Below are 18270 nucleotides of genomic sequence, written 5' to 3' on the forward strand. Positions count from 1 at the left end.
ACAATGCGGATAAGACTCGAACAGTTAAACACTCATTTATCGGCTTCACTCAACCCTGTTTACCTCTTATTTGGTGAAGAAGCATTACTGATTGAAGAGGCCGCTGATACCATTCGTCAACAGATTCGTCAGGCCGGTGCTAATGAGCGGGAAGTCTGGAATATTGAAGGACGTTTCGACTGGTCTCAGATTAAATGGCAAGAGCAGAGTCTCTCTTTATTTGCCAGCCAGCGACTGATCGAAATTCGCCTGCCATCCGGTAGTCCAGGTAAAGAGGGGGGGGAAGCATTGAGGAAATTTGCTTCCAATCCTCCGCAGGATACGACGCTATTAATCATCAGTGGCAAAATTGATGCGCGCTCACAGAAAGCCAAGTGGTTTACCGAACTGGACAAGTTAGGTGTCACTATTCCTGTCTGGCCAGTTGCCTTAGCTCAACTCCCTCAATGGGTGAGTCAACGCATGCAGGCCAAAGGCTTAAAAAGTGATCCTAAAATCGCTACCTTGATTGCTGAACGCGTAGAGGGCAATTTATTTGCGGCCGCACAAGAAATCGAAAAGTTGTCTTTACTGAGTCTTGATGGGCAGATTGATGAAGCCTTAGTATTAGCCTCCGTAGCTGATAATGCTAAGTTTGAGGCATTTGGTCTGATGGATGCTGTGTTTGCAGGACAGCATGCACGAATCCCACGTATACTATCTCGTCTACGCGCAGAAGGTATTGATATTCTGGCTGTTTTCTCCGCTGTCAGTTGGTCACTGCAACGCGTGGTCGATATGTCAGCGCAATGGGCTTCTGGTGAGTCTTTGGAACGTGTCTTTGCCTCTCAAAAACCGCCGGTATGGGATAAAAATAAAGCGGTAATGCGACAAGCCATAGAGCGCTACAGCCATACCCGCTGGCAATCTTTTTTGCAGCAAATGTCTGATATTGATCAAGCAGCAAAAGGTATGACTAAACACTGTCCATGGCGTCTCCTGGAAACACTCTGTTTAGGCGCTTCGGGCATCGATATACCAACAAAAATATTGGAAAGGAGTGCTTAATTGAACATCGCTGATTATATGCACACATTAGGTCGGCAAGCGCGGTCAGCCAGCCGCAAACTGGCGAGTGCAGGTACAGATATTAAGAATCGTGCTTTATTGGCCATTGCTACTGATATTCGTGCGAATGCCGAATCATTAAAGCAAGAAAATGAGCGTGATTTGAAAGCTGGACAAGACAAAGGCCTCGATGCTGCTTTGCTGGACAGACTGACATTGACAGATGCTCGCATTGAATCGATGGCTGAAGGCCTGGAACAAATAGCAGCATTGCCTGATCCTGTGGGGGAAGTGAGCGAAATGACTTATCGTCCTTCAGGTATTCAATTAGGCAAGATGCGTGTACCGCTCGGTGTGGTTGGTATCATTTATGAATCTAGGCCGAATGTGACAGCGGATGCGGCGGCGCTGTGCTTGAAGTCCGGTAATGCGACCATATTACGCGGCGGTAGTGAAGCTATTCACTCGAATCAGGCCATTGCGGCATGTATTCAACGAGGTCTAAACCTGGTCGGTTTACCCGAGACAGTGATTCAAGTGGTGGAAACGACGGACCGCGAGGCTGTAGGCGCCCTGATTACCATGTCAGAGTATGTGGATGTCATTGTACCCAGAGGTGGTAAGGGGCTGATTGAACGTATCAGTCAAGACGCCAGAGTACCTGTGATTAAACACCTTGATGGTATTTGTCATGTGTATATAGATAAAGGCGCAGATCTGGATATGGCTGAAAACATCGCCTTGAATGCCAAATGTCACCGCTACGGCGTATGCAATGCCATGGAAACACTCTTGGTCGCCGCTGATGAAGCCAATGCCATGTTGCCTCGCCTAGCAGTCAAATATGCTGAAGAAGGCGTTGAGTTGCGAGGCTGTGAGCGCACTCTGGAGATTTTACCTGACATCAACAAAGCGACAGCAGAAGATTGGGATACGGAATATCTGGCGCCTATCTTGTCAATTAAAATTGTTGAAGATATTGATGCGGCAATAGCACATATCAATACGCATAGTTCAGGTCATACGGAGTCGATCATTACTCAAGATTATCAGCGCTCAAGACAATTCCTGGCCGAAGTCGATTCAAGTTCTGTGATGGTGAATGCGTCAACTCGCTTTGCAGATGGCTTTGAATATGGTCTCGGAGCGGAAATCGGTATTTCGACAGATAAAATTCATGCACGTGGACCAGTAGGACTTGAAGGGTTAACGTCACAAAAATGGATAGTATTAGGTAGTGGCCAAATCAGAAAATAAACCAGCCATAGGGATGTTAGGGGGGACTTTTGACCCTGTGCATTTTGGGCATTTACGCACTGGCTTGGATGTTGTCGAGCAGTTGAATCTGGATCACTTACGTTTGATACCGTGTGCCATTCCACCTCATCGTATCGAACCTGTTGCCACGGCAAAACAACGGCGGATGATGCTGGAACTGGCGATTAAGAATCACCCGAAACTGGTTGTCGATGATCGTGAGTTAGGCAGAGATGGACCATCTTATAGCGTGGATACTTTGCTCAGTTTGCGAGAAGATTTTCCAGACAATCCGCTGTTTATATTGATGGGGACGGATGCCTTTTGTAGCTTGCCAAGCTGGTCTCGCTGGCAACAGATTATTGAGCTAGCCCATATTGTGGTGATGCAGCGCGCAGACGAAGCCTTGTTGATGAGCGATGAGTTACAAACATTTTATGAAACTCATCAGGCTCAAAAACAAGACAGTCAATTAAGTGCTGGGAAAATCTGGTCAGTATCGGTGACACAAATGTCAATTTCGGCCACAGCGATTCGTGATGCATTAGAGCAGGGACGAGATGTACGCTACCTCTTGCCTGATGCGGTCATCAGTTTAATTGAGCAATTAGGCCTCTACCCGTCAGCTGCTGCTTCTAGAACCAATGGATAATTTGTTTTTTGTGCTCTCCAAGCTAGTGTGGGGATTGCTTAGCCCTACCAGTCTGATGGTTTGGCTGCTCCTGGTGGTCACATTGCTTTTATGGCTTAACTATATCCGCGTAGCTAAGCGCTTATTACTATTGATGAGCCTGATTGGATTTATCGTGATGGGCTATCCGGTCGGTGATTATTTAATGTATCCGCTGGAGAGTCGTTTTGCTGCCCCTGAAAAGTTATCAGAACCATTTGACGGCATTATTATGCTGGGCGGCGCTGAGCAGCTAAAACTATCTGATAGTTGGCAAAAAGCGCAAGTAGGCGATGGCGCGGAACGTATTCTGCAAACTGCTGAGTTAGCCAGACTCTACCCCGACTTGCCAATTATTGTGTCGGGTGGCAGTAATTTGGTACAAAGACAAAATCTGGATAGTGATGGTCAAGTGTTTCAACAGTTGTTCTCACAAGCGGGTATCGATGCGTCACGGTTAGTTATCGAACCACAGGCACGGAATACTTATGAGAATTTCCAAAGGCTGAAACCATTACTCACGAAACCGGCGGGCACTTATGTTTTAGTCACATCCGCTTTTCATATGCCTAGAGCGGTTGGCATTGCTAAAAAACAACACATCAATGTGATCCCTTATCCGGTTGACTATAGAAGTAACCACGCCAACAACCGCTATTGGGATTTTGACTTACCAGCCCATCTTGCTGTGTTAGAAACAGCCTGGCATGAATGGTTGGGACTAACGGTTTATTTCCTGACCGGCAAAACACAAAGCTGGTTTCCGCAAGCGACTGTAAAGATTGATAAAACCGATGAATCAACACGTAATAATAAGGGATATTAAACAGCCCTTACGTTACACTATGTAGCAGATATATTAAATGGAGTGCCCAATGCAGGCAGAACAATTAAAACTACTCGTCATCGATGCGCTCGAAGACATTAAAGCAGAAGATATCCAAGTGCTGGATGTCAAAGAAATGACCGATGTGACAGATATTATGATTATCGCTACCGGTAAATCCAGCCGTCAGGTGAAAGCCTTGGCAAATGAAGTCGTCATGCAAGCGAAAGCGGCAGGTGTTCAACCTTTAGGAGTTGAAGGTGAAACGGTTGGCGAATGGGCGCTTGTAGATTTAGGTGATGTGATTACACACATCATGACGCCTCAAACACGTCTTACTTATAACCTTGAGAAATTATGGGCTGTACCTGCACAGAATGAAAAGGCGTCGGCTGAACAAGAATGAAGATAAATCTTGTCGCTGTTGGCAATAAAATGCCAGGTTGGGTAAGCGAGGGCTATGAAGAATACAGTAAGCGAATGCCAAGAGAGTGTGCACTTCAACTGACCGAAATCATGCCAGCTCGCCGTAGCAAAAATGCGCAGCCAGAACAGTGGAAGAGAGAGGAAGGTCAGCGGATTCTGGCTTCGATTGCTGATAACCATCATGCAGTTGCCTTAGAGGTGACGGGAAAGAGCTGGAGTACAGAAGACTTATCATTACATATGCAGCAATGGCTCAGTGATGGGCGTGACGTTGCCCTAATGATTGGTGGACCAGACGGTTTGGACCCCAGCTGTCTTCAGCGAGCGGACCAGAAATGGTCCTTATCCGCGTTGACCCTGCCTCATCCACTGGTTCGTATTGTACTGGCCGAACAGCTCTATCGGGCCTGGACCATCCTTCAAAATCACCCCTATCATCGTTCATGAACTTTCCATCTATTTATTTGGCATCGCGTTCACCTAGGCGACGCGAACTTTTGTTACAGATGGGTGTGGATTTTTCAGTCATTAATCCTGATATTGATGAATCTGTGCTGGAGAACGAACTCCCAATTGATTATGTGAGTCGTATAGCTAGATTGAAGGCTGAAGCGGGACGAGGCTTATTGTTAGCAGCTGACAGAAAGCCAGTACTGGCTGCAGACACCGCGGTAGTTATTGATAAAACGATTTTGGGTAAACCTCAAAATGACGAACAAGCTGCCAGTATGTTAAGAATGTTGTCAGGTAAAACACATCAAGTGATGACGGCAATTGCACTAACACGCGCTGACAGGTTGTGGACAGCTGTTTCAGTCAATAATGTTTGTTTCGCTGAATTGAGTGAACAGGATATTTTCTGGTACATCAAGACTAAAGAGGGTGTTGATAAAGCTGGTGGTTATGCGGTTCAGGGCTTAGCTGCATTATTTATCGAGCATATAGAAGGTAGTTATTCTGGCATTATGGGATTACCCATCAGGGAAACGGGGCAACTTTTATTAACAATGGATGACTGAATGTGAGTAGTGAAATATTAATCAACGTGACGCCGAGTGAAACTCGTGCAGCCGTAGTTGAAAATGGTCTACTTCAAGAAGTATTCATTGAGCGTAATGAATATCGAGGGCTAGTTGGGAATATATACAAAGGCAAAGTCTGTCGTGTCTTGCCTGGCATGCAAGCGGCTTTTGTAGAAATTGGCCTAGCAAGGGCCGCTTTTTTACATGTTTCAGATATTTCTATTCCCAAGGGCCAAACGGGGGATTTGAAAGAAGCGCCTAATGTTGAGCCAACTATTAGCAGTCTGTTGCGTGAAGGTCAGGAGATTCTGGTTCAGGTCATAAAAGACCCGATGGGAACAAAGGGCGCACGTCTGACAACACAGCTTTCTGTATCCTCGCGATATTTAGTTTATATGCCGGAAACTGAAGGGATTGGGGTTTCCTTAAAAATTGAAACTGAGCAGGAACGGGAACGGTTAAAAGCTTGCTTGATAAGCTTACTTGATGAAGGCGCTGGCGGTTATATTCTCCGCACAGCAGCAGAAGGCGTTTCAGAGGCAGAATTAGAAGCTGATCTGAAATTTCTTTATCGGTTGTGGGCAAAGCTGCAAGAACGCAAACAACTCGTTAAATGTGGTGACCCGCTTCATGAAGACTTATCACTTGCGATGCGCGCTTTACGTGATTTGTTTTCAGCAGATGTTGATCGGATTCGTATTGACTCTGAAGAGACCTTTCATAAAGCCGTGCACTTTGCTGAGGGATTTATGCCTGAATGTGCCGCTCGGCTTGAGCACTATAAAGGGGATTTACCCTTATTTGATTTATTCAGTGTAGAAGACGAAATTCAGAAAGCCTTGCAACGTAAGGTGCCCTTGAAGTCTGGTGGTTATCTGATTTTTGATCAAACCGAAGCGATGACAACGGTGGATGTGAATACAGGCGGCTTTGTTGGCCATAAAAATTTGGAAGAAACCATCTTCAAAACCAACTTAGAAGCTGCGCATGCCATTGCTCGTCAGTTACGTGTTCGTAATTTGGGTGGCATCATTATCATCGATTTCATTGATATGGAAGAAATTGGTCATCGTGAACAAGTGTTGCGTGCTTTGGAAAAAGCCATGCAATTAGATCGGGCTCGTCACAATATCAGTGCCGTGTCAGAGCTTGGACTGGTTGAAATGACACGTAAACGAACCCGAGAAAGTTTAGGCCATATTCTGTGTGAACCTTGCCCTTGCTGTGAAGGAAAAGGCTATACCAAGAACGTCGAGACGGTATGTTATGAAATCTTCCGGGAAATTGTTCGTGAGTCCAAGCAGTATGAGACAAAACAGTTTCTGATACTGGCGTCTCAAGATGTGATTGACCGATTGAATGATGAGGATTCAACCAAAGTGGCTGATTTAGAACACCATATTGGTAAACCTATATTATTCCAGTGTGAACCACAGTATGGACGTGAGCAGTTTAACGTCGTGCTGATGTAGGTATCTGATGCTAAAACGCAGCCTGCATATTGCCGGTCGGCAATTATTTTATCTCACCGCGATTTCTATTACGCTAGGACTTTTATTACTGATAACTGCTATCTGGCTGTCAGATCAGGTTGCCGAGCGAAAAGACGAAATTGCCAGCTGGGCGTCTCAGCAAAGCGGTTATCCTGTAGAAATCGAAAAAGCCGGATTATATTGGCTGGATCTGATTCCTAAACTGGAAATTCGTCAGGTAAAGGTCATGGCGAAACAAGGGAATACACCCATTTTCCAGGCCGGACAGATTTATCTGGCGGTGGATGTTTTTTCATCTATTCGTAGTGGCGAGCTGATGATTGCGGATGCCAGTATCCGTAATGCCAAAGTTAATGTTGAACATACAGCTGATGGTCAGTTCCGCGTTAAAGGCTATGAAAGTCAACCTCAGCAGGCGCTTAGCGAAGATAACATTCAAACAGTTTTTCATTGGTTAACGCGTCTTAAGCAGTCACAACTTTCCAATATTCAGGTTCAGTACAAAGATGAAAACGAACCCGCCTTAACTGGTTTATACACTATTGAACATGCTTCTCTGAGTTTTAACGATGAACAGCTTCTCGCTGAAGCCGATCTGAATTTACCCGATTCACTGGGCAATCACCTTAACTTATCTGCAACAGCACACATTGATAAAGCATTGAATGTGACTTCATGGCAGGGACAAGTACGTGTTGATGAAGTGTCTCTTGGGAGTCTTTTGAAAAAAAGAGCATACCGCGGCGCAAAGTTAGATGAAGGCCTATTATCGGCGACACTCAATGTACAGAAAGTAGATAATCAAGCCTTGCTGGCAGAACTTGAGCTTGAACTCTCAGACGCCACTTTGTCTTCATCTAAACCGGCTGATGAGTTCACCGAGGTCAGTCTTGAGCAACTTGTGGGACACTTTCAACTTGATTACACGGCTAATCAGTGGCAGGTGGAAGGTAAACAGATTCAAATCAGAATGGCTGGTGAAGATTGGCCAATCACAACGTTCGATGTAAAAAGTGAACAGAGTGGTGCATTGTCTGGATACGTTTCCTTTGTTCGTTTGAGTGACGTCACTGCAATGGCATTACTGATGAATGAAATGCCAGCAATATTAGTGAACACCAAACCCGCCGGGGATCTGCAGAATGTCGCTTTTGCATACACTCAGCAATCCGGGCTTGATGAACTTTCCATGAGTGCGAGTGGTGTATCTTTCTTACCTTGGCAGGATTACCCGGGGGCGAATGATGTCAGCTTTTCACTTGATAAGAAAAAATATAAAGGCACCTTGGAACTCAATAGTCGTGCAACGAGCATTTATGCGGATACTTGGCTGCCAGATTCTGTGTTGTTTGATTCAATTACAGGACAATTAACATGGCAGAATCAGGATGCGAGCTGGAGAGTAAATGCTGATGCTCTTCAAATATGGAATGATGATTTAAACATTCTTCTCAATGGTGAAATCCAGCAAGCCAATGGTATTACCGATACCAATCTCATACTAACCATACAAGACGTGGTTGTTAATACATGGCGGAATTATGTGCCGAAAAGAATTTTGCCAGCAGACTTTGAAGAATGGTCTGCAGATGCGTTCCGTCAAGGGATTATCCGGTCAGGTACGATAACGATGAAAGGGGATCCTTCAGCCTTTCCTTTTGAATCTGAACCCGAACGTGGCAGCTTCGATATGAAACTCAATGTTGAAGATGTTCAGTTACATTATGGCCCAGGTTGGCCGGACATTATGCATGTCAATGGCACAGTTGAAGGGCAAGGCAATAACTTATTAATCCAGAGTGAGTCAGGTCAAATAGCGGGTTTTAACTTTAATAAAGTCACCACTACTATCAGTAATCTCGTTAAGAGTAATCCGATTTTGAAAGTCAGTGGCCTGTTAAATGGTTCAACCAGTAACGCTTTGGCTTTCCTAAAACAAAGCCCGTTAAAGTCACGCTTTGGCAGTATAGATGATTGGCTTCAGGCTAAGGGTAGCAGCGATATTCAACTGGATTTAACGGTGCCATTAGTTGATCCTGATAGTGCGCAGGCTAAAGGCTATGTCAGTTTTAATCAAAGCCAGTTAATAACAAAGGCCATTACTGGACTTGAAGTAAATAAGATTAATGGCCGTCTTTTTTTCAGTAATAATGGTGTATCAGCAGATAAAATTACCGCGACAGCGTTTGATGAACCCATAGAGATAAATGCAAAAACCGAACAAGATAAAACCTATATTGATATTAATGGCAGAGTCGCAGTATCAACGCTTAATCAGCACTGGCCCGGTACTGTGCCTGCATTTGTTACGGGTGAAAGTGACTATCTGACAGGAATTACCGTTAGTGAGCCAAGCCCGGGTGAGTTTGAGCTCAACGTCTCATTGCGTACTGATCTGCAAGGAATAAGCATTGATGCGCCCGAACCATTAGGAAAATCAGCATCGCTACCGGTTCGGCTGCAAGCGGCAATACAAGAAAAAGACGATGGAATGCTGTACACCATCAGTTATAGTGATTGGCTGAATGCTGCTATTCATTCCAATGCAGGTAAGTCGTTGTCGGGTCAAATTAAGCTTGGCGGACAATCAGCAGGTACCAATGTTAATGGCTTGCAACTGACGGGCAATATAGAAATGCTTGATATTCAACCTTGGCTGGATTGGCAGGAATCTTTGCCGGACACGACGAATGCGTCAGCGCTTGACCTGATTGACGGTATTGATTTGACCTTATCAAAGGTATTCATCACAGATCAGGTGATAAACCATCTTCAACTCTCGGGTCAACATACGAGCTCTGACTGGCAGTTCGATTTGAACTCGCCTCAGATAAAAGGTCGGGTATCGATTCCAAAACAGATAAACAACCAGACGCCACTTAATATCAATCTTGATTATCTGAACTTACAAGTTGCGAATGAACAAGCAGATGATGAGACGAGGGAAGATAAAAAGGCAGCATTGTGGCCAGCAATACAATTAGCGATACGCTCCCTTAAGATTAATGATCTTGATTTAGGTCAACTGACACTTCAGGGTGAAGCCTCACCGAATCAATGGCGGATGAAAAATGCTGAGTTATCATCGAAAGTCATGCGTGCCTCCGCTACAGGTGATTGGCTGCAGACTGAATCTGACGATACAAGTCATTTTATTGTGAATGTAGAAAGTGATGATCTGAGAGCTCTGCTGGCACACCTTAATTATCAGGAAGTGATCGCAGCCAGACAAGTCAAAATCGATGCGGATCTGAACTGGAATGCGGATCCTATGTCTTTTACTCGCCAACAATTGAATGGACAACTGGATTTGTCTGTCGGACGGGGAAGTTTACTTGAGGTGGAGCCGGGCGCTGCTGGCAGAATTTTTGGGCTGTTAAGTATTGCGGCGATTCCACGTCGCTTATCATTGGATTTTAGTGATTTGTTTGGCGGCGGCTTTGATTTCAGTAGTATTAAAGGTGATTTTCAGTTTAATAATGGTATCGCCTCAACGAAAGATTTAACCATGCAAGGTGATTCAGCGGTTATTGAAATGAAAGGCCCGATCGATCTGGTTAATCAAACTTACAACCAAGTAGTCAAAATTACGCCTAAAGTGTCATCAACCTTACCTATCGCTGGTGCAGTAGCGGGTGGCCCTGTTGGCCTCGGAGTGGGGACGGCTATCTTACTGTTCGATAAAATTGCTGGCAGTGTTCTGGATAGGGATGTGATTAACTTAATTAGCTACAGTTATCAGTTAACGGGACCCTGGAACGACCCTAAACTCAATGTCGTGAATCCAGCTCAGCAATAGAATCTGATATCATGTGTTTATCTTAAATAACCGATGATTCTGTATTAATGAGCGCTTCGATTCCCGAGCAAGTACAACAGCAACTCCTGCTTCCTGTTGGTTTAACGGATAACGATCTGGAAAATGCATTAGCTACAACCATGACGGCTGGTGTTGACTATGCCGATTTGTATTTCCAACAATCCAGACAAGAAAACTGGGTGCTGGAAGATGGCATTATCAAAGATGGTGGTTATCATCTTGAACAAGGTGTGGGTGTCCGAGCCTGTAGCGGTGAGAAAACCGGTTTTGCCTATTCCGATGATTTGGTTTTGCCGGCTTTACAAAAAGCAGCCAAGGCAGCTCAAGCTATTTCAAGACAAGGCTCTCAACAATCCGTAGCTGTCTGGAAAAAACAGCAATCCCCAATACTGTACACCCCAGATGATCCCATTCTTGCCTTAACCGTGACTGAAAAACTCAACTTATTACGAGAAGCCGACGCTGCAGCAAGAGCGGCCGATCCTCGAGTTAAACAAGTCAGTGTTAGCCTGGCTGGTGGCATTGACACGGTCCTGATTGCGGCGAGTGATGGTACGTATGCCACCGATATCAGACCGCTTGTACGCATGAATGTCAGCGTGATTGTTGAGCACAATGGTCGACGCGAACGCGGCAGTGCTGGTGGTGGACGACGGATGGATTATCGTTATTTTCAACAAAATAACCTTGCTGTTAACTATGCAAAAGAAGCCGTCAGATTAGCGTTAGTGAACCTAGAGGCGGTGGCTGCACCTGCTGGAACGATGCCTGTCGTACTAGGTAGTGGTTGGCCAGGTGTTTTATTACATGAAGCTGTTGGTCATGGCTTAGAAGGCGATTTTAACCGCCGTGGTACATCTACCTTCTCAGGCAAGATGGGCGAGCAAGTGGCTTCGCCTTTATGTACCGTGGTAGATGATGGTACGTTGCCATCACGCAGGGGCTCACTCAATGTTGATGATGAAGGGGTTGAAACGCAATTCACCACACTCATCGAAAAGGGCAAGCTGACCGGATACATGCAGGACAAACATAATGCCCGTCTGATGGGCAAAGCAAGTACGGGGAATGGGAGGAGAGAATCCTATGCGCATTTGCCGATGCCACGTATGACAAATACGTACATGTTACCTGGTGACCACAAAGCGGAAGAAATCATTGCTTCTGTTGAGAAAGGTATTTACGCCGTTAATTTTGGTGGTGGTCAGGTCGATATTACGTCTGGCAAGTTTGTTTTCTCTACCAGTGAAGCCTATCTCATTGAAAACGGTAAAGTTACTACACCGGTAAAAGGGGCAACACTTATTGGGAATGGACCAGAGGTCATGCAACGTATATCCATGGTCGCCGATGATTTAGAACTAGATACTGGCGTTGGTAATTGTGGTAAAGAAGGACAGAGTGTGCCTGTCGGTGTGGGACAGCCCACCCTGAAAATTGACGCACTGACTGTCGGTGGAACAGCTTAGATTTAGAAAAAATGATGGAAAAAAAACATAAAGCAGTCGCCCTGATTTCAGGTGGCCTGGATTCCATGCTCGCCGTTCGGGTCATGCAGGAACAAGGTATTGAAGTAGAGGGTATTAATTTTTATACCGGTTTTTGTGTCGAAGGCCATACTCACGCCATTCGTAATCAAGACAAAGATAAACAAAAACGAAACAATGCACTCTGGGTGGCTGAACAACTCGGCATTAAATTACACATCGTAGATGTCATAGAAGAATACAAAGACGTTCTATTGAATCCTAAGCATGGTTATGGGGCCAATATGAACCCATGCCTCGATTGTAAAATATTTATGGTGAGTAAAGCGGTCGAGTGGATAAAAGAAAATCATCACAATGGCTTTGATTTCATCATCACTGGAGAAGTGATTGGTCAACGTCCCATGTCGCAGCGTAAATCGACTATGCCAATTATCTCTGAAGAGTCTGGCGCTGATGACTTACTACTCAGACCATTGTGTGCCAAAAATCTGCCTGAGACTTTACCTGAGCGAGAAGGTTGGGTCGATCGTAGCAAGCTTTATGGCTTTCATGGACGCAATAGAAAACCTCAGATAGCTTTAGCGAAAGAGTTTGGCTTGACGGATTTTGCTAGTCCGGCAGGTGGTTGTTGTTTCCTGACAGATAAAAGCTATTCAGATAAGTTGGTCGACTTATGGAAAGCACGCAATAGCAGAGAATATGAAATGGACGATATTATGCTGCTGAAAGTGGGCAGACATATTCGCCCCAGTGCAGAATTTAAGCTGATAATCGCGCGTGATGCCGGTGAAAGTAAGTTTCTGGAAGGTTATCGAAAAGAATTTATCAGTATTCACGCCCTCAGCCACAGTGGTCCTATGGCATTGGTTGACGGTAAATTGGATGAAGAACAATATGAGCTTGCAGCCGGTATTGTTGCGCGTTTTGGACAGGGGCGTATGGCGGATGAGGTAGAACTTGATATCGCTTTACCAAAACAAGGAAATTTACAGATAAAAACGCCTCCACTCTCTGCCGAACAGGTTTTACAGGAGTGGTATGTGTGAGTAAGCAGACCTTAGATGCTCGTAAGATGCTATGTCCATTACCTGTCATCAAAGCCCAGAATCAGATTAAACAGATGAGTCATGGGGATGAACTGGATGTGATCTGTACAGATCCAGGTGCTTTACACGATATACCGGCGTGGGCACGAATTAATGGTCATGAAGTCATCGCCACGCAACAGAATAATGATGAACTTATTATTACGGTTCGAGTTGGTGCATAGCACCAATATTGTGCAGTAGTGAGTTGGTATGCACTATTTAGGTGCCTGTCGCTGGTGCGAATGCACCTAAATAGTTGATTTTTTTATGTAGTAAAAGTTGGCGTGATTTCTGCTGTATTGTGTCGCGTGTTTAGTTTGCACTAAGAAAAGTGCAGTTTATAAAAATTGGAGAAGTTAAATGTCAGTCGAAAATGTGCTTCAAATGATCAAAGATGAGGATGTCAAATTTGTTGACTTCCGTTTCACCGATACGCGTGGTAAAGAGCAACATGTTTCTTATCCTGCACACACTATTGAAGAAGATACCTTCACAGAAGGCGCAATGTTCGATGGCTCTTCTGTTGCTGGATGGAAAGGTATTAATGAATCAGACATGATTTTAATGCCGGATCCTGAAACAGCAGTGATGGATCCATTTATGGATGACAACACGTTGATTATCCGTTGCGACATCGTTGAACCTGCAACAATGCAAGGTTACGAGCGTGACCCACGTAGTGTGGCAAAACGTGCAGAGGCTTACCTGCAATCGACAGGCCTTGGCGATACTGCTTTCTTCGGTCCTGAACCAGAATTTTTCATCCTGGATGATGTTCGTTGGGGCAGTGACATGTCAGGATCATTCTTTAAAGTCGACTCAGATGAGTCTGCTTGGAATACTGAAAAAGTCTTTGCTGACGGTAACAAAGGTCACCGTCCAAAAGTAAAAGGCGGCTATTTCCCTGTACCACCTGTTGACTCTCTTAATGATATTCGTGCAGCAATGTGCTTGACTATGGAAGAAATGGGCTTATCAGTTGAAGTTCATCACCATGAAGTTGCCACTGCTGGTCAGTGCGAAATTGGTGTTAAATTCAATACCTTAGTCAAAAAAGCGGATGAAGTTCAAGCGCTGAAATATGTTGTACATAATGTGGCTCATGCCTACGGCAAAACAGCGACATTCATGCCAAAACCAATCGTCGGTGATAACGGTAGTGGTATGCACGTTCACCAATCGTTCTCAAAAGATGGTGAAAACCAATTCACTGGTAACAAATACGGTGGCTTATCAGAAACAGCACTGTACTACATCGGTGGTATCATCAAACATGCTCGTGCACTGAATGCCTTTACCAACGCATCAACAAACAGCTACAAACGTCTTGTTCCTGGTTTTGAAGCGCCAGTTATGTTGGCTTACTCTGCACGTAACCGTTCTGCGTCAATCCGTATTCCTTTTGTAAACAATCCTAAAGGTCGTCGTATTGAAGTGCGTTTCCCTGATCCAACAGCGAATCCGTACCTGGCATTCTCGGCAATGTTGATGGCTGGCTTAGATGGTATTAAAAACAAAATCCATCCTGGTGATGCGATGGATAAAGATCTGTATGACTTACCAGCAGAAGAAGCAGCAGAAATTCCAACAGTATGTCACTCACTGGATCAAGCACTTGATTCACTAAGTGAAGACCGTGCTTTCTTAACAGAAGGTGGTGTATTTACTGATGATATGATTGATGCTTACATTGCATTAAAAATGGAAGAAGTTACACGTATCCGTATGGAAACTCATCCAGTGGAATACGACTTGTACTACAGTGTTTAATCACTTATGTGATGAAGCTAACAAAAAAGCGCCTTTCGGGGCGCTTTTTTTATATCTGTGAGTTGCGGTAAATTCCACAGTGGAATATGCTGAGCGAATGAGAGTTATATACCTGATTTTCTTCTTATTATTCAGCACGCAAGGGCTAACAGCAATTTATCGCTGGGTAGATCCCAGCGGAACAGTTGTTTTTTCTGATGAAGAAAGACCAGGTGCTGAGCTCATTGAACTTCCTGCATCAACGACATACTCCTCTCCCGATGTTGAGCCTGTCACGTCAATGAATGAAAACGTCGAACAGGACACGTCACCGGTTCCAGACTATCAACTATCCATCACTGCGCCAGCAGCTAATGAGAGTATCTGGGTCAACGATGGAGATGTCACAGTGACCTTAAGCGTGGAGCCTGCTTTGAGCCAGGAAAGAGGTGATGGTATTCAGCTATTTCTTGATGGACAAACTGTAGGTGAGCCCCAGACCACATTAACCTATCAGTTCAGTAACCTCAGCAGGGGCTCGCATGAGCTTGTGGCCAAGCTTATTGATGCTAATGGTCAAGAGTTGCTTAGCGAAAGTATTGTATTCCATCTGCACCGGGCATCTAAACTCAACAATTCTTCAGCAAATTGAAGCATTTCTGTATGCACTTCTCTGGTGCATAAAAGAGATACAATTAAGTGGTGTCAATGAGTTGTTCGAGGACAACTTAACCTTGTTTCTATAGCAATCAATAGCTTAACTTTAAACATTTTGATAGTGCTCAAATGTGGAGCGTTTTTTGCTATCAAATTACGCATGAATATGAGTGTTACCACTATGAGTCACAATACTTTCAACAGCAATGATGTATTGGAAAGTTTATCTACTTCCGTGCTGATCTTAGATTCAGCTTTACGGGTTAGTTATATCAACACAGCAACTGAAATTTTATTTGAAATTAGCCAGCGCCAAGCTGAAAACATTCCTCTACAAACCCTACTTCCAGGCGAAAAAAAGCTTTTTAAATCACTTGAACGAGTGGTATCCACAGGTCAAGCTTTGATTGAGCGTGAAGTCCATTTGTTTTTGCCGGCCAGCGGTGAAGTACTTGTAGATTGCTCTATTAAGGTACTGGATACAGATGATTCTTATGTCATTCTTGAACTTGCATTACTTGATTATCAACAAAGGATCAGTAGGGATGAAAATCTTCACACTCAACAGCAAGTCGTGCGTGGCCTTGCCCATGAAATAAAAAACCCATTAGGCGGTTTACGTGGTGCGGCACAATTACTTGAGAGACAGCTAGACTCTGAAGATTTAAAAGAATACACACGTATCATTATCACGGAAGCGGATCGTCTACAGAACTTGATGAACAGAATGCTGGGACCAAATCAGCAACCTGAGAAACGACATACCAACATTCATGAAATTCTTCAGCATGTTCGCCAATTGGTGGATATTGAAGTTGATGAACGACTTAAGTTTAAGATTGATTATGACCCGAGTATTCCAGATCTTTTCGCTGATTTTGACCAGCTGATTCAGATTTTTCTCAATATTGTGAGAAATGCTGTTCAAGCTATGCATGGCGTAGGTTTAATTATCCTTCGGACCCGGATACAGCGAAATATCACCATTGAAAAACAATATTACCGTTTAGGGGTGTTAGTTGAGGTTGAAGACAATGGCCCTGGCATCCCCGAATCTCTTCAAGATAGTTTGTTTTATCCCTTAGTTACTGGAAGAGCTGATGGAACAGGACTTGGGTTGTATTTGGTACAGAACTTAGTGCAACGCAATGGTGGAACAGTCAGTTGCTCCAGCAAAGTTGGACAAACTATTTTTTCCGTAACATTTCCTTTGGAGTTTGGACGTGAGCGCTAGCAGAGCGATAGCTTGGATTGTTGATGATGACCGATCAATTCGGTGGGTTTTACAAAAAGCATTGGAAGTGGTTGATATTACAGTTCGCGCTTTTGAAACCGGTGATATCGCACTTAATGAGCTAAAACAAGGTCGTGAACAAAGACCGGATGTATTAATCAGCGATATCAGAATGCCTGGTATTGATGGTCTTGAACTTCTATCTGAAATTAAAGAACGCTACCCAGAGTTACCGGTGATCATTATGACGGCCTATTCTGATTTGGATAGTGCCGTATCTGTATACGAAGGTGGGGCGTTTGAATATTTACCCAAACCATTTGATGTTGATGAGGCGGTTGAGCTAGTCCAACGTGCCATCAGTCATAGTCGTGAACAGAATAGCGAGCCCGCTGAAAATGTAAATATCGGCACAGATATTGTTGGTGAAGCTCCTGCAATGCAGGAGGTTTTTAGAGCGATCGGACGACTGGCGCGTTCAAATATCACCGTCATGGTGAATGGGGAGTCAGGAACAGGGAAAGAATTAGTTGCTCAAGCACTGCATCGTCATAGCCCGAGAAAGCATGGTCCTTTCATTGCTTTAAACATGGCTGCAATCCCCAAAGAGCTACTCGAATCAGAATTGTTTGGGCATGAAAAAGGGGCCTTCACCGGCGCGCATGTCCAGCGAAAAGGTCGGTTTGAACAAGCTAATGGCGGTACCTTATTCCTAGACGAAATCGGGGATATGCCCATCGAGCTACAAACACGACTCTTGCGGGTGCTATCGGATGGTGAGTTTTTCCGGGTTGGTGGACACAGTGCAGTAAAAGTAGATGTTCGAATCATTGCCGCAACCCATCAAAATCTTGAAAAGCTGGTTGAGCGAGGCGATTTCCGTGAAGATTTATTTCATCGACTGAATGTTATTCGAATTCATATTCCATCACTTCGTGAACGTCGAGAGGATATTCCAGCTTTGGTCGCTTATTTTCTGAATAAGGCTGCTAAAGAACTAAATATGTCAACGAAATCAGTTGCAACTGATGTGGAGATGTATTTATCCCAATTACCATGGCCAGGAAATGTTCGACAATTAGAGAATACGTGTCGTTGGCTGACGGTTATGTCACCTGGGCAAGTCGTTCAGATGGATGATTTGCCTGTCGAACTCTCTACAGAAACAATAGATGCCAATAATGGTAGACAAGGCGGTGACTGGCAACAGTTGTTCAGACAATGGGCAGCAAACAAGGCTTTGACTGGACAGGAAGGTGCACTGGCAGATGTTGTTCCACTTATCGAGCATTTACTGATGGAAGTTGCTCTCGAGAAAACAGCAGGTAAACGTCAGGAAGCAGCCAAATTATTGGGGTGGGGTAGAAACACACTGACGCGTAAACTAAAAGAAAATTAGAATAAGGCTTGCGTCACCATGAACTGGTATGTATAATGCATTGCTTAATCAGGTGCGGGGTGGAGCAGCCTGGTAGCTCGTCGGGCTCATAA

At 44.5% G+C, this 18270-nt stretch carries 16 protein-coding genes; all 16 read left to right on the forward strand.

What is annotated here, in order from left to right; all coding sequences use genetic code 11:
• Window positions 1-3: 3 nt before the first annotated feature.
• The 16 genes from holA (at window position 4) to ntrC (ending at window position 18178) form a co-directional block, all read left to right on the forward strand.
• Window positions 4-1047: a DNA polymerase III subunit delta gene (gene holA / locus B3V56_RS05270; RefSeq protein ID WP_289284028.1), complete on the forward strand. Its 1044-nt coding sequence runs from the start codon at window positions 4-6 to the stop codon at window positions 1045-1047.
• Window positions 1048-2304, forward strand: a complete 1257-nt coding sequence (locus B3V56_RS05275; RefSeq protein ID WP_289283159.1) for a glutamate-5-semialdehyde dehydrogenase — start codon at window positions 1048-1050, stop codon at window positions 2302-2304. It abuts the gene before it with no gap.
• A complete protein-coding gene (nadD, locus tag B3V56_RS05280) occupies window positions 2285-2956 on the forward strand; it encodes a nicotinate-nucleotide adenylyltransferase (protein WP_289243894.1) in 672 nt (223 codons plus the stop codon). The genes B3V56_RS05275 and nadD overlap by 20 nt, the downstream gene beginning before the upstream one ends.
• Window positions 2949-3800, forward strand: a complete 852-nt coding sequence (locus B3V56_RS05285) for a YdcF family protein (RefSeq protein ID WP_289282550.1) — start codon at window positions 2949-2951, stop codon at window positions 3798-3800. Before nadD ends, B3V56_RS05285 begins: the two co-directional genes overlap by 8 nt.
• A 49-nt stretch (window positions 3801-3849) precedes the next feature.
• A complete protein-coding gene (gene rsfS / locus B3V56_RS05290; protein WP_286305263.1) occupies window positions 3850-4206 on the forward strand; it encodes a ribosome silencing factor in 357 nt (118 codons plus the stop codon).
• Window positions 4203-4673, forward strand: a complete 471-nt coding sequence (gene rlmH, locus B3V56_RS05295) for a 23S rRNA (pseudouridine(1915)-N(3))-methyltransferase RlmH (protein WP_286305262.1) — start codon at window positions 4203-4205, stop codon at window positions 4671-4673. The genes rsfS and rlmH overlap by 4 nt, the downstream gene beginning before the upstream one ends.
• A complete protein-coding gene (locus tag B3V56_RS05300; protein WP_286305261.1) occupies window positions 4670-5245 on the forward strand; it encodes a Maf family protein in 576 nt (191 codons plus the stop codon). The genes rlmH and B3V56_RS05300 overlap by 4 nt, the downstream gene beginning before the upstream one ends.
• A 2-nt stretch (window positions 5246-5247) precedes the next feature.
• Window positions 5248-6720, forward strand: coding sequence for a ribonuclease G (gene rng, locus B3V56_RS05305; RefSeq protein WP_289243892.1), 1473 nt, complete (start codon window positions 5248-5250; stop codon window positions 6718-6720).
• Window positions 6721-6727: 7 nt separating this feature from the next.
• A complete protein-coding gene (locus B3V56_RS05310; protein WP_289284029.1) occupies window positions 6728-10540 on the forward strand; it encodes a YhdP family protein in 3813 nt (1270 codons plus the stop codon).
• Between the two features lie 47 nt (window positions 10541-10587).
• Window positions 10588-12030, forward strand: coding sequence for a metalloprotease TldD (gene tldD, locus B3V56_RS05315; RefSeq protein ID WP_289243890.1), 1443 nt, complete (start codon window positions 10588-10590; stop codon window positions 12028-12030).
• A gap of 14 nt (window positions 12031-12044) precedes the next feature.
• Entirely contained in the window at window positions 12045-13097 is a 1053-nt protein-coding gene (locus B3V56_RS05320) for a tRNA (5-methylaminomethyl-2-thiouridylate)-methyltransferase (protein ID WP_286306066.1), read from the forward strand.
• Window positions 13094-13321, forward strand: coding sequence for a sulfurtransferase TusA family protein (locus B3V56_RS05325; protein ID WP_289282552.1), 228 nt, complete (start codon window positions 13094-13096; stop codon window positions 13319-13321). The genes B3V56_RS05320 and B3V56_RS05325 overlap by 4 nt, the downstream gene beginning before the upstream one ends.
• 178 nt (window positions 13322-13499) lie before the next feature.
• Window positions 13500-14909, forward strand: a complete 1410-nt coding sequence (gene glnA, locus B3V56_RS05330; RefSeq protein ID WP_289243889.1) for a glutamate--ammonia ligase — start codon at window positions 13500-13502, stop codon at window positions 14907-14909.
• A gap of 97 nt (window positions 14910-15006) precedes the next feature.
• Window positions 15007-15540 (forward strand): DUF4124 domain-containing protein, encoded by a 534-nt coding sequence (locus B3V56_RS05335; RefSeq protein WP_289243888.1) that lies wholly within the window; start codon window positions 15007-15009, stop codon window positions 15538-15540.
• 186 nt (window positions 15541-15726) lie between these two features.
• Window positions 15727-16779 (forward strand): nitrogen regulation protein NR(II), encoded by a 1053-nt coding sequence (glnL, locus tag B3V56_RS05340; protein ID WP_289243887.1) that lies wholly within the window; start codon window positions 15727-15729, stop codon window positions 16777-16779.
• Window positions 16769-18178 (forward strand): nitrogen regulation protein NR(I), encoded by a 1410-nt coding sequence (gene ntrC / locus B3V56_RS05345; protein WP_286305250.1) that lies wholly within the window; start codon window positions 16769-16771, stop codon window positions 18176-18178. The genes glnL and ntrC overlap by 11 nt, the downstream gene beginning before the upstream one ends.
• Window positions 18179-18270: the final 92 nt, after the last annotated feature.

Origin of the sequence: Methylophaga sp. UBA2513 (assembly GCF_002341285.1) — a bacterium.
Taxonomy (GTDB): Bacteria; Pseudomonadota; Gammaproteobacteria; order Nitrosococcales; family Methylophagaceae; genus Methylophaga; species Methylophaga marina.

Coding starts and splice junctions, on each gene's coding strand:
- holA (WP_289284028.1), top strand. CDS start 4: ATGCGGATAAGACTCGAACAGTTAAACACTCATTTATCGGCTTCACTC.
- B3V56_RS05285 (WP_289282550.1), top strand. CDS start 2,949: ATGGATAATTTGTTTTTTGTGCTCTCCAAGCTAGTGTGGGGATTGCTT.
- rsfS (WP_286305263.1), top strand. CDS start 3,850: ATGCAGGCAGAACAATTAAAACTACTCGTCATCGATGCGCTCGAAGAC.
- rlmH (WP_286305262.1), top strand. CDS start 4,203: ATGAAGATAAATCTTGTCGCTGTTGGCAATAAAATGCCAGGTTGGGTA.
- B3V56_RS05300 (WP_286305261.1), top strand. CDS start 4,670: ATGAACTTTCCATCTATTTATTTGGCATCGCGTTCACCTAGGCGACGC.
- B3V56_RS05310 (WP_289284029.1), top strand. CDS start 6,728: ATGCTAAAACGCAGCCTGCATATTGCCGGTCGGCAATTATTTTATCTC.
- tldD (WP_289243890.1), top strand. CDS start 10,588: ATGAGCGCTTCGATTCCCGAGCAAGTACAACAGCAACTCCTGCTTCCT.
- B3V56_RS05320 (WP_286306066.1), top strand. CDS start 12,045: ATGGAAAAAAAACATAAAGCAGTCGCCCTGATTTCAGGTGGCCTGGAT.
- glnA (WP_289243889.1), top strand. CDS start 13,500: ATGTCAGTCGAAAATGTGCTTCAAATGATCAAAGATGAGGATGTCAAA.
- B3V56_RS05335 (WP_289243888.1), top strand. CDS start 15,007: ATGAGAGTTATATACCTGATTTTCTTCTTATTATTCAGCACGCAAGGG.
- glnL (WP_289243887.1), top strand. CDS start 15,727: ATGAGTCACAATACTTTCAACAGCAATGATGTATTGGAAAGTTTATCT.